Origin of the sequence: Faecalibacterium longum (assembly GCF_040094125.1) — a bacterium.
In the GTDB taxonomy this organism is placed as follows: Bacteria; Bacillota; Clostridia; order Oscillospirales; family Ruminococcaceae; genus Faecalibacterium; species Faecalibacterium longum.
In genome coordinates, this window is the sequence record NZ_JBBNIH010000168.1 from 1 (window position 1) to 12,708 (window position 12,708).

The window sequence follows — 12,708 nt, forward strand, 5'->3', positions numbered from 1 at the left end:
CTTGATTCCGCAAAGCAAAAGGCAGGATACCACTATCATAGTGATACCCTGCCTTTGCTCGTTTACCGTTCCGAGTAGTGCCTTCTCAGAACCTCTTGTAAACAAAAAACGTACCCAAACCCTTTCTCATAGAGAATTGGGTTCGAGTACGAACTGTATGGTGGAGCATCAGGGAGTCGAACCCTGGCACCGGTCTCCCGGCCTATCGCATTTCGAGTCTTTAAAATTGTTGGATGAAGCTGGTCCCTTGCGGCTGTCATTGGCAGCTGAGGGCATTCTTGCAACCTCCAAAAAGGCACGTCACACCGCAATTTGCAGGCAAAAATCAGCCGCTTTTTGCGAAATGACGTTAGAAAAAGCCTTTTTCACACAGGCCGTCAGCGGCTGCATTTCAGGTGTAGTTGTGTTAGATGTCCGTTAGAAATATGCAGTGCTGCCGTTGCTGTGCCAGCTCACAGCAGGCTTCCCTGTCTGAACGCAGCGTTTCCCGAAAGCCGGGAAATGCTGCGTTTTCTCTTGCCCGCATTGGGCTGAAAGGGAAGCCGCCATGTCAACATTCCGCGTCAATAAAAATGTCAACTACACCGTCATGAGCAACCACCACCTGCAGGATAAGAGGCTGTCCCTGAAAGCCAAGGGACTGCTGTCCTATATGCTCTCCCTGCCGGACGATTGGGATTACAGCCTGAAAGGGCTGACAACCGGGTGCAGGGATGGCATCGACAGTGTGAGAAGTGCGGTTCACGAACTGGAAGATGGCGGGTATCTGTGTCGGAGCAAAGTCCGTGATGCCCGTGGCCGCATTATTGACTACAACTATGAAGTCTTTGAACTGCCGCAGAAAGAACGGATCGAAAAACGCCCTGCTCCAGTGCCAAATTCACCATCATCGGAAAATCCAATGTCGGGTTTTCCAACGTTGGAGAATCCAACACAACAAAATACTAATAAACAAAATACTAAAAGACAAAGTACTAATCTATCAGGGCAGACGGACGAATCCGCAGATTTTGACCAGATGGAAGCACAAGTACGGGAGGAGTTTCGGGAACGTTTGGAGATCGACACCCTTGCCCAGCGGTACGACCCCGACAAGCTGGAGGAACTGCTGGACAACATTGTGGAGATGTACTGCTGTCCACGGCAGACCCAGTACGTCGGCAAGCAGCCGCAGACCACCAAAGCCATCCGACTGCGGCTGGACAAGCTGACCAGCCAGCACATTGAGTACATCTTCGATGTGATGTCCAACACGACCCAGCCCATCAAGAACATCATGGCCTATCTGCGCACCACCATCCTGAACGCCCCCACCACGATGGAGCACTACTATCAGGCGCAGGGCAACTGGCTGACCGCACAGAATCGGAAGAAGTAAGCGCTGTTTTCCACAAAGGCCATAACACACGTTGAAAACGCAAAGGAGAATTTCCATGAAGAGCACGAACGCCGTCCGCACCGAGATCCATTACGCACAGGTTGGGGAGTATCAGCTGCCCCTGCTCACCCTGCCGCAGACCGATGATTCCGAACCGCTGGGCAAATATGGCCGGATGCGGCTGGCGTATCTCAAAACTCAGCGTCCTGTGCTGTACAACAAGATGCTGCTGAACGGTACGCTCTGGCCGCATTTGCAGGATGTCCAGAGAGTCGCCTCAGAACAGGTGGAGCGCACGATTGCGGCCTTGGCAGACAAGTTCCCTACGCCGGATAAAGAGCGTGCACAGCTTCTCTGGGTGGCGCACATGAACGGGCTGAAAGCGCAGGCGGAGGAGGTGGTGGTGAGGGAAGTCGTGTATGCAGAATGATTCCTGATAGCATCTGAACGGTATCAAAAGCCGATATTTTAGATTTTATTCTTGATTTTTGCGGAATATTTGCAAATTTCAAAATCAAAATTTGACTTTCTGCCCAGAATAGAGTACACTAGATTCAGAAAATCATCTGGGAGGAATCGCGATGCTGCTTCAATTTTCAGTCACCAACCACCGCTCCATCAAGGACACAGCTATTATCAGCTTGAAAGCATCTACGGATAAAAGTCTGTCTGATTGCCTGATTTCGCCGGACGAGAAGAAACAGCTTGTACCTGTGCTGGCACTGTACGGCGCAAATGCAGCTGGAAAGAGCAATGTTCTCCATGCCCTCCTGCTCATGCGCGAGATGGTCTGCGGGCGGTATGCCAAGTTGCTGAAAGGTGAGTCCCTTCCGCAGGAGCCGTTTGCTTTCACTGACCAGCCCACACAGCCGACCAGCTTTGAAGCCATCTATTTTTATGGCGGCATCAAGTATGCCTATGGGTTCTCGTTTGACAAGTCCAAAGTCCTGACCGAATACCTCTATCACTGGCCCAACGGCCGGGAGGCTCTGGTTTTTTCCAGAGAAGGCAATGGTTATCAGTTCCGCGAGAATGTTCAGGAACAGCTTACCCTTGCCGGACGCACCGCAGAAAACCGGCTTTACCTGTCCAGCTCCAACGAATGGAACTGTCCCCAGACTGAGAAGGCCTATCTGTGGTTCTTTGAGAAACTGACCGGCTTTATGGGAACCGAAATGCAGCTGGATGCCACCTTGTCTGCCATCCGGCAGGGCGGCTCTGAAAAGAGACGTATCCTGCATGAAATGCTGTATGCAGACCTCGGTATCAAGGACATCCGCATTACAGGCTCCAAGGAAGAGCCTATCATCTCCGCACTGCACATTCTCGATGCCGAAGATGGCGCTTCTGAGGGTTTCTGGCTCCCGTTGGGTCAGGAATCCGTTGGGACACAGCGTTTCTTCTCTCGCATCGGTATGTGGCTTGCGGCTTTGGAATCCGGCTCTGTTTTGGTAGTAGACGAGATAGAATCCAGTATGCACCCGCTGCTGACAAGGCATCTGATCGAGATGGTGCAGGATGCCGCTATCAATACAAATCATGCACAACTCATCTTCACCACGCACGATACCGGACTTCTCGACCTGACGTTGCTGCGGCGCGATCAGATCTGGTTTGCAGAAAAGGATGAAAAGACCATGCAGACCGACATTTATGCCCTGACCGAGTTTTCTCCCCGGAAAGGTGAGAACATCTCCAAAGGGTATCTGCAAGGCCGGTATGGAGCGATTCCGTTCATTGGAGGGGATGCAGCATGGGCAGAATAAAAGAACTCAGCCGCAAACCTGCCCGAACCAGAAAGCGAAATCCTGTCGTATACCTCATCTGCGAAGGCAGCGAAACGGAGATTCGTTATTTTAAGCGTTTCCGCAGTCGAGGATGCAATATTGACATTATCCCGATTTCTTCGCAGTATAAGTCCGCTGACAGGCTTGTGCAGAAAGCCAAGGCAACGATGGGTAATAATCCATACTACCCGGAAGATGGCGATTCCATATGGTGTGTGTTTGACCGTGACGATAACTCCAACGAAGTTCTTCTGCGTGCCAAACAGTCCGCTCAAAAGGAAGGCTATCATTTGGCCTATTCTAACCCGTCTTTCGAGTTGTGGTTCCTACTGCACTTTGTAAATCAACAGGCAGAGGTTGAAGATTGTCAGTCATTGATTCGCCTGCTGAAACAGCCGGGCAGACTTCCTGATTATGAGAAAAACAAGGATTACTTTGACGGTTTGAAGCCTTTGCAGGCAACTGCAATTCAGCGAGCGAAAGCTCGTGCCAATCAGATTCAGAATCATGGCATTGAACCGATTTCGCGGCAGAGCAATCCGTTGACAACGGTTTGGGAACTGGTGGAGTATTTGAACTCCAAGATTTAAACGACATCAATTTGAAAATAGAGCAAAGCCCACAGGCCAGATTTTATATCCAGCCGGTGGGCTTTTTTATTTAAGTTCAGTATCTGTTATTTTGCAATCGGAGGCTTCTCTCCACTCGGAAAACTCTTCGTATCAATTAGTTCTGCGCTCCCAGATAACGCACCGCCGCACTTGCGGAGAGTTTTATTCAATGGCATAATTTCAGCTATTCTTTTCCTTCAGCATTTGCTCAGCCTCATCGCGTGTAACCATATAATATTGAAGGACGTCTCTTGCTTCTTTTGAATATTTTGAGAAATCCAAATCCTTGAACTTGTTTACTGCCACAACAGATTTCACTTTTTCAAGTTCCTCAGTAGGCAGACTCCAAAACTTTTCTTCCCATTCCTTTGCGAGATTTTCCTTGAACATAAAACGATAAATTATAAAGGTTTCAGGCATCCAGAGAATTGTCCAGAATCGATGCTCATCCGCACCAAATGCTTCCTCAAAGAAATGCTTCCCTTTGCCGACTTTACCCTTGGTCGAATTCAGTACAGCCTGAATTGCTCGAATGAATTTTCGGTTCCAATGTTCGCCTATATAATCTCGGTTCATAAAGAAATCCGGATCATTGATAGGATGGTATTTCATCGGGAAAGAATAGATGTTTGCCCCTAATTCATCACACAGATCAACATTCAACTTCATGCGATAATACAGATGTTCTGGTTTATCTCTGAAATTATATAGCATATAGTTCGATAGATTTGTAATGCCATGTGCTACTGCGGTACGAACCGCTTTTTCGTAGATGTCCTTTTGCTCCCAATGGTCAAAAGCAATTCTAAGAGGCGAAATATTGATTTCAGCCAATTTTGCCATATTCTGATCATTTATCAGTCTTGCGTCAATCCCTTGGTTAAAATCAACAATGCGTTTTACCTTTTTTGTATGTTTAAAATGTTTCTTGAATAATGGCGCAACAAATTCATCAAGTTTTAAAATCTCTTCTTTTGTCGCAGTTTCATAATGCAAACATGCTGCTTGTTCTAAACGAAGATATAACTCCGTTTTTTCTTCCAACGGGAGTTTCTCCGTCAATTCTTTATATAGCCTTATGCACTTTCTTACATAGGCACGATCATTGTAGCCATCCTTTAAATTTTGGATAGCAATTTCGTACTGATCAGGCGGCATATAAGTTGCACCTTTTTGAAATCCGCACGCTTTAATCTCATCGATAATTCTATCATAGCATTTGGATGCCAGCACATTATTGTCCAGCAAAAGCAAATCACGTTGCTCTCCAAATCGGTCTCTTGCCCGTTCTATTTGCTCTTTAAGTCCAATATAATCACAATAGTGTGGCTCTAGTTTAGGAACTGCACAAAATGCGCAATGATTGATGCAGCCACGTGTCATATAAGCAAAATACGCATTATTCGCCGGATATTTATAGTCGATTTCTTCAAGAATCGAATAATCCAACGGAAGTGTATCTATAATGCGTGTATCGCCTTTATCAATATCTCCAGGATGGTTCAACAGTCCTTCGAATGGATGAATTCCTGTTGCTTCGTACACTTCGTTAGGCAGAAGTGTTGACATGATACCGCCGACCATCACATCTTCGGGCTTTTTGCATAGCTGTTTTACGAAGTTTATCGTATCAATAGTAATATTCCAATAGAATGTAAAAAGAGTAGTTATACCAACCTTATCAAACGGTGGGTTCTTGAAGTATTCTTTCTTTCGATAGGAGCTTCTAGCGTTCTTTACCAACTCTATGGCATCTGAATTGTTTTGGAAATATGCTTGTTCATCCAGCAAAGAAATCGTTCCTTTTCTGACACACTCTACTAGAATTTTTTTATCGGTTTTCCAGTTTGTTTCAGCGTCCAAAGTCGTAAGTGCGTTCAACAAGTCCTCAACAACGATATCTGCTGCTAAATCTAAAAGGTCGCCTTTGAAGAACCTTACGTCATCCCCCGATTCTCGATAGTATGTTGCCAGTTTCATCAATCCCATTGGAGGATACTTGTTTTTATAATTAGGCTCTACCAAAAGCACTTTTCTGTTCATTTTTATCTAAATTCCTTTTCTATTGCTTCCTGAATTTGGTCGGCAACTTCTTTCGACACAATACGTCTTATAATCGCCATTATCTGTTGCACTAGTTTTCGTTTGCTTCTATCCAGTTTAGATAGATTATCCGTAAAATACTTTGTTTTTGACCCTCCTGCCGTTACTTTAGAAACAGCTTTTTCTGCATCTTTGGCCCGCTGCGTTGTTTTCTGATCTTCATACTTTTGCTCAATAGCTCTACGAACGCGCTGTTCCGCTTCGCTTCCTGCGCCAGATTCTTTAAATCGAGCAAGTCTTCTCTCGGCTTCTTCTTTCCTCTTTTTTGCAGCCTCTAATTCAGCTTCCATTTGAGCTTTTTCAGAACCGTCAATAAAACCTTTCCGACTCTTTTCTTGATACTTAGATACAGTATCTGTGTACGCTTCGAGCTTTTTATAGTCGCTCTTTGTGTCGCTTGCTACATGGTATAATTTATGCAGTGTGTCATAAAAGAACAGTTTCAGCTGTGTTTCAAACTCAATTCGTTCAACTGATTCATTAAAGTAGTTTCTTTGTGAGTTTGGAACCAGTTTCTTTGATGCCGCAAATATTTCACCTACAAAATAGCTATTGCCCCGATCTTCTTTAAAAAATTTAGCAACAGCTGTATTATCACCAATTTGGATGTTTCCCTGACGGAGTCTAAAACCATACATAGGATTTGCAGCTTTTGGAATGGCCTTTTCAAAACGTGATATTCCATACCACATCCATGCAAGAAGATTTCCATCCGCATCAGCAAAGTCTTTGAAGCCGACATCTACAATGTTATCGTATACCTTGCCAGTAGCATCATATAACCGATTTTTATATCTTTTTAAGAGAGGATCTCCGTTTACTCGGATGTTATATTCATCAATTTTGAAATGCAGATTCGCAGCATGTTCATAAATAGCATCTCTATGATAAAAACTACTCACATACGGAACCGGAGCAACAAAACTCAAGTAATCAGAAACCAACTGTTTATCCAACAAATCCGTATTTTCATGGTTTATATCAATCATTTCAACCTTGAAATAATGCTTTTCTTGTTCTTCCGGGAATTTTTCTGTTGAAACTATAGCATTCAGAATATCATCTACGGTGTACTTCACTGGAGAACTTAGCATTTCACGCATTTTCTTTGCATCGAATATCATTTTCGAACCTTTAGTTTCGCCCCTGTACGAAGTAGAAAACACCAGCGTCTTACAATATGCCAAGCCGCAGAGGCGTCCTATTCCTCGAAAACCTTTATCAACACCTACTTTTTTGTCAGAGTTTGCAATATCACCCAGCTGTGCAACAAAATCCGCTTCCTTAACGCCAGTAGCGTTGTCTTCAACAGAGATAAATCTTTCATCTTCTTTTATTGAAATGAAAACCTCAGCTTGCTCTCTATCAATGATTCCAAGTTCAACTGCTTTATCTATCTGGTCGCATGCATTTTGGACATACTCGCGGTATATCACTTTTGAATCCGCATACATACCAGTTGTCAAATTTTCAAGGATGTTTTTTCCTATGGTTGCCATAGTTGCTTCCTTTCCGTTATTTCACCTGTTTGTAAATCGGTTTCGGGAATTTTATATGAAGCATTGATCTGAAAATTGGATTCTGAACAATATATTCTCCCTGCTTTAAACGAGTCATCATCGTCTTATACACAGGGGGAACACTCTTATAATCGCTCTTTGTCACTTCAATGGTGTTAGTGCGTCCATACGCATGTGTAGAACAGTTTCCAGTTACCCTATCATGAATGGCACTTCTAAATTGTTCTGCTGCAAACAGCACGACACCCAAAGAACGTCCACGCTCTGCAACATCCAAAATTTGGTGGAGAATAGGGGAATTTTTAGGAGAATCTTTAGAAGCGTACTTATTCAGCTCATCGATAAAGATAATAATTCTTGATGGGGGTGCAACATTTTCATCGCCATTATATTCGCCCAATTGCAGGTTGTAAATCGTCCTTACTGCATCACCAAAAACGTATGCCTGTTTATCTTCTGAAAGCTTGGCAATATCAATAACATGTACTTCGTTCTTTTTGATGTATTTTAGGGCATCTCCGAGCCGTGTTTCGCCTTTGCTTGCATTAATATCTCTGGCAAAAATTGCAGCCTTATCATTGATTGCTTTGTTGACAATACGATAAAATTTCCGCCAACTTGCTATAGGAATCTCTTTTTCCCTATCAGATTGTGCTCCAGCTGCACATTTTTCGCGAATTATTTCAAGAAATTCTTGCCAATCATCAGCACCGGAAAATTTACCCTGCCCAGCCATGATATAATTGATAATAGCATCCATGGTCTGAGTCGAATCATCAATATTAGAGAACATCAGATCCAAATTGTTCCGATCTTCTCTATAAATGTATTTATACTTTTTAGCTTTTTTGGTTTTTATCGCATCATCAACTTCTTCGGGAGTTAGATATGTGTTCCAGCTTCCCTCGGTAGAATACGGATAATAATAGTGGACATTATGAAACGGCTCAGGCGAAAGGCCAAGCTTTTTATACAGAGCTTCATTTTCAGCCTTTTCTTTTGCCGGATCATCCTCATCATCATAATCGTTTGGCTGATCAATCGTCAACAAGTCACGGCCTTTAACATTGAACATAACAAATGCAACCGATTCGTCCTCGCTTTTGTTCTTAATGTAAGTATCCTGAATGGCCTTCATCAAGAACATTGCATAAGAAGTTTTTGCTGCCAATCCAGAAATGCCAGAAATATTCAGATGTGCACCTTCCGGTCCAATAATAAACTTTGAATTGAGCCGAACAGGCAGTGTTACTTTTTCACTGCCGCTTGTGCCTTCATACATTTCCAAATAGCCACAAACCAGCGGATTGCGAATATCTTTCAAGCCAAGTGCATATTCGATTTCTTCAGCAGTTGCTAAAAACACTTTCGAGTTGCTTTGCAACGGTATATAAATGTTTTTGTCATTACATACTACCTTTGCCTGAACATAGTTCATTCCAACTCGCAAAGTCGGAGATTCTACTTCTACATCGCCAAAATCGCTCGAAATATAGTTAGTCAAAAAGCTCGCCGCATCTGTTATGTGCGAAATATCTTCTATCATGCCATACGAAAACGAGCCATTTACATGTTCAACCTTCACAATATCAAATGGATTTAATATTAAGCTCGGATTCGTCCAAAAAGCAAAGTTGTCAATCGTTGTTGGTGCTTTTTCTGTTGCTAAAATGCGACCAATGATCACAGGACTAGGCATTGTTTATTCCTCCTCAAAACAAATGCAGAAACATTTCCGTACTCATATACTGACTTTTGACATAGGATTCTGTCAGAAAGACTGGATATAGATGATTAGCCCATCTCTTATCCGTTCCATAGCAAGTAGGCGTTTGTTCGTTAATTAAGGTTGCACTGATCAAATCGATTTCTTCACTATCAATTCCAGTGTCTTTTTCTTCATCCATCATGATTTTCTCGACCTTGATCACACCATCGAAAGGAGTCCGTGTATACTTTTTGTCTCTGATTCTGATGTACCAAACACCAAATTTCACATCGCCTAAGTAAGAAGCATTTTCATATCTTGCTACCGGTGTTCTATGAAAAAGCGGTAAGTCTGCGATATAGTTTGCATTTGCCTTTCCCGTGTGGTCTAAAATGCTTTCTGGATTGAAAGATTTTGATACGCCAATAACCCACTTATAATTGTGTTTGATCTTTTGAAGCGTCCTTAAATCCTCTCGTCCTGATTTCATTGGTTTATATTCGAGCGAACCGTCTTTTAAAAGATAATTGTCCTGATTTAGCTTTCCAGCTTTCACCAGCTCAGCGACCATTTCTTTTTCAGACTCAATCATATAATCTTGAATTCGTGCAATACCCGAATCCTCCATCTTCCCATTTTTCTGATCCTTAGGCGGAGAATATGGAAGGATCGTAGCAAATTCAATCCCTAGCTTCTTCAATTCTTCACTTTTATTGAGCTTTTTCGTTTGAGCTGCAAAAAATACATCATCCTTCCAGCCATCTGCGTTACTAACCGTTGGAAGTGACAAAACCAATCGTCTGTAAAATTTTTCGGGTCGCATTCTTCCATCGGTACGTTTGCAACATCCAATACCAACTTGTCCTGCGATAACTGGATAAACCTTTTTATTGTATGAAATATCATCCACCTTATAAGTGTGCCTCGATCCGTCCAAAAAGTAGCTGATGACTGGCCGCTTTCCAATCTGTCTTTTCGCTTCATTCGTTAAATCAACATACGTTTTATGCTTTTCCGTCTCCCCGGACACTTGCCATTTTATAAATTTTTCGCCATCGTCATCGTAGTCAAATGATGGCATACCAATTGTGTCATAGGAATACTTTTCCGTGTTATAACTTTTTCCGCCTGTCTCTTTGGAGATAATTTCCATGATTTTTGCCATGAGCTTTCCCTCCACTCAACCAACTTTTAGTTTTCGAGCTCGATTGTAAACGTCAAACCATGCTTTTCAGAAAAATTCTTAAGCTTCTTTAATGCCGCATAACTCGGTCGGCTCTTTCCCATTTCCCAACGATTTACGGTTGAGAAGGACACTCCCAATTCTTTTGCAAATGACTCCTGACTTAACAGTACCGCTTTCCGCAAGTTTCTAATGTCTGTAGGCAATCCCATGTAGTTCACCTCGCAGTTGCAAATTCTTTATTTGAGTATAGCATCTGCGCTATAGTGTTGCAATAGCATTGCTATAATGAATTTTCCTATTGCGTAAAAATTTTTAGGAGCTTTTTTCATTATCTCAGCAAGCGGTGCCTTTGTGCACACAACAGCTAAATTCTTTCGATCATCACGATTTCGTGATGGTTGCACACTCCTGCGGAGTCCTAAAAAAGCGTTTTGCAAAAAACGCGTAGCCTGCATCCATCGGATGTAGTTCAAGGGTTTGGGATTTCCCAACAAGCATTTTGCAACGCAAAAATGGTCTTTGTATATACGAAGACACTGCTTGCTACGGCTATGAACGCCTTTTGAATTGCAAAATGATTTTTCAGTTGCTATACTGGGCTTATCAAAATTTTTTCGGGAGGACGCCACAGTGACTGCACAGACAATGCAAATCGGGAACAGACCTTGCCGCATTTACGGCGAAGCCCATGCAGAATATCTACTGCTCCAAATGACCGGTGAACATGAGCTGCAAAGCATGGAAAGTGCGGTTACCGCTATTGCACAGAGTGCGCACCACTTTTTGTTTGCGGCTATTCCGGTGGAAAGCTGGAACGATGCACTTTCCCCGTGGGAAGCCCCTGCTGTTTGGGGAAAGCAAGGGTTTGGCGGCAAGGCCGGGAAGACATTGCGCTTCCTGACAGAGCAGGTCATTCCGTCACTGAAACAACAGCTTAATCTCCCGGAAAACGTCAAAATCATTCTGGGCGGCTACTCGCTGGCCGGGTTGTTTGCTCTGTGGGCATCCACCCAGACTGATCTGTTCTACGGTATCGCTGCCGCCTCGCCCTCTGTTTGGTTTCCGGGCTGGATGGAGTTTGAACAGCGGCATCCGATGCAGGCACAGCACATTTATCTGAGCCTTGGCGACAAGGAAGAGCATACGAAAAATGCTGTCATGGCTGCGGTGGGGGATCACATCCGCACCCTGCACAGCCGACTTATAGAGCGTGGCGCAGACTGCACCCTTGAATGGAACAGCGGCGGGCACTTTAAGGACGCTGATTTGCGTACCGCGAAAGCCTTTCGGTGGACGATGGAGGAACACACATGACCATTTTGATTGATGCAGACGGTTGTCCGGTCGTCGATCTGACGTTGCAGATTGCAAAGCGGTTCGGCATCTCGGTCATCATCCTGTGCGACACAGCTCACCAGATTGAGCGAGAAGGTGCGCAGACGCTGGTGTTCGACAAAGGAGCGGACAGCGTGGATTTTGCTCTCGTCAACCGGGTAAAACCGGGAGATGTGGTTGTGACGCAGGACTACGGGCTGGCCAGCATGTGTCTTGCCAAGTGCGCACGAGTGCTGAACCAGAATGGTCTGGAATACACCGCTGATAATATAGACGCTCTCATGCTACGGCGTTATGAAAACAAAAAGCTCCTCCGTGCCGGAAAGCACCCCAAGGGGAGCCCAAAGCGGACGAAGGAGCAGGATGAAGCATTTGTCGCCACACTGACAGATATTTTAGCGAGCATCTGATTTTCTGAATCAAAAATTTGATATTGCAACCGCCACTCACTCTTTCCCGGAGTGAGCGGCGGTTGTTTCTTGTTCAGCGCATCTTGCTTTGTTAACTTTCTGTTAATTTTCAAAATAAAGGTTGTCAACGAGCCTTTCTCGATGCCTACCAAGTGAGGGAGGTTTTTCAATTTTCAATGAAGGCAAAAAAATCAGCGTCAGCACCCCCCATTTCTGGCCATTTTTTCTGTTAATAATAGAACCTCCTCTTTGAAGGCCGGTCGTTTGTGACCTTTTTGTTAATTCTCAAAAACATGGTTGTCTTTTGTCCTTTTTCGTCGGCTACCAAGTGAGAGGACTTTTTCAAAAGTGGAGATTCAGCTTCAAGAATTACAATTCAATTACAATTTCCCCTTCGATGCTATGAAACAGGCGTTCTCGACGCCTACCAAGTGTAGGGCATCTTTTTCAAGACCACTTTCAACTTCAGGCACTGCCAATGTTGCAAAGTTCCGTCCTCCATCGGTCGCCCATGGATCAATGTTATTTTAATCAAGCAGCCACTTCAACTATATTTTCCAAAAACTTTTCAACAAATTTCTTTTTCGGGCTACTTTTTGGCCGTTTTCGATGGCTCGTAAGTAGAGGGACAATTTTTCGGAAGCCTTAAATTCCGAAGATTTTCTATAAA

12 protein-coding genes are annotated in these 12,708 nt (G+C 43.9%); 7 read left to right on the plus strand and 5 right to left on the minus strand.

Translation table 11 applies throughout. The annotated features are described in order from the left end of the window. The 5 genes from AAAU26_RS12250 to AAAU26_RS12270 all read left to right on the plus strand — a co-directional run. The coding region (locus tag AAAU26_RS12250; protein ID WP_349181077.1) for a hypothetical protein at positions 1-421 on the plus strand (421 nt) is incomplete at its 5' end. Positions 422-547: 126 nt separating this feature from the next. Further along, positions 548-1,378, plus strand: a complete 831-nt coding sequence (locus tag AAAU26_RS12255) for a DUF6017 domain-containing protein (protein WP_227619583.1) — start codon at positions 548-550, stop codon at positions 1,376-1,378. A gap of 55 nt (positions 1,379-1,433) precedes the next feature. Further along, complete coding sequence (locus AAAU26_RS12260; RefSeq protein ID WP_227619584.1) at positions 1,434-1,808, plus strand: TnpV protein; 375 nt, start codon at positions 1,434-1,436, stop codon at positions 1,806-1,808. Positions 1,809-1,959: 151 nt separating this feature from the next. After that, positions 1,960-3,144 carry an AAA family ATPase gene (locus AAAU26_RS12265; protein ID WP_227619585.1) on the plus strand — a complete coding sequence of 395 codons (1,185 nt, stop codon included), beginning with the start codon at positions 1,960-1,962 and terminating at the stop codon, positions 3,142-3,144. After that, positions 3,132-3,755, plus strand: a complete 624-nt coding sequence (locus tag AAAU26_RS12270) for an RloB family protein (RefSeq protein ID WP_149795159.1) — start codon at positions 3,132-3,134, stop codon at positions 3,753-3,755. Before AAAU26_RS12265 ends, AAAU26_RS12270 begins: the two co-directional genes overlap by 13 nt. A 201-nt stretch (positions 3,756-3,956) precedes the next feature. On the opposite strand, the gene AAAU26_RS12275 is transcribed toward AAAU26_RS12270, so the two are convergent. Genes AAAU26_RS12275 through AAAU26_RS14555 form a run of 5 tightly spaced genes read right to left on the minus strand, consistent with a single transcriptional unit; the run spans position 3,957 to position 10,502 of the window. After that, positions 3,957-5,819, minus strand: coding sequence for a radical SAM protein (locus AAAU26_RS12275; protein ID WP_097773032.1), 1,863 nt, complete (start codon positions 5,817-5,819; stop codon positions 3,957-3,959). 2 nt (positions 5,820-5,821) lie between these two features. Next, a complete protein-coding gene (locus AAAU26_RS12280) occupies positions 5,822-7,378 on the minus strand; it encodes an ATP-binding protein (protein ID WP_149795158.1) in 1,557 nt (518 codons plus the stop codon). 16 nt (positions 7,379-7,394) lie between these two features. Beyond that, on the minus strand, positions 7,395-9,098 hold the full coding sequence (locus AAAU26_RS12285; protein ID WP_097773034.1) for an ATP-binding protein: 1,704 nt from the start codon (positions 9,096-9,098) through the stop codon (positions 7,395-7,397). 13 nt (positions 9,099-9,111) lie between these two features. Continuing rightward, complete coding sequence (locus tag AAAU26_RS12290) at positions 9,112-10,272, minus strand: DNA double-strand break repair nuclease NurA (RefSeq protein ID WP_227619586.1); 1,161 nt, start codon at positions 10,270-10,272, stop codon at positions 9,112-9,114. Positions 10,273-10,298: 26 nt separating this feature from the next. Continuing rightward, complete coding sequence (locus AAAU26_RS14555) at positions 10,299-10,502, minus strand: helix-turn-helix domain-containing protein (protein WP_097773036.1); 204 nt, start codon at positions 10,500-10,502, stop codon at positions 10,299-10,301. 436 nt (positions 10,503-10,938) lie between these two features. On the opposite strand from AAAU26_RS14555, the gene AAAU26_RS12295 reads away from it, so the two are divergent. Both AAAU26_RS12295 and AAAU26_RS12300 read left to right on the plus strand, forming a co-directional pair. Further along, positions 10,939-11,607: an alpha/beta hydrolase-fold protein gene (locus AAAU26_RS12295; protein WP_097773120.1), complete on the plus strand. Its 669-nt coding sequence runs from the start codon at positions 10,939-10,941 to the stop codon at positions 11,605-11,607. Next, positions 11,604-12,038: a YaiI/YqxD family protein gene (locus tag AAAU26_RS12300; protein WP_097773037.1), complete on the plus strand. Its 435-nt coding sequence runs from the start codon at positions 11,604-11,606 to the stop codon at positions 12,036-12,038. Before AAAU26_RS12295 ends, AAAU26_RS12300 begins: the two co-directional genes overlap by 4 nt. The last annotated feature ends 670 nt before the right edge of the window (positions 12,039-12,708 follow it).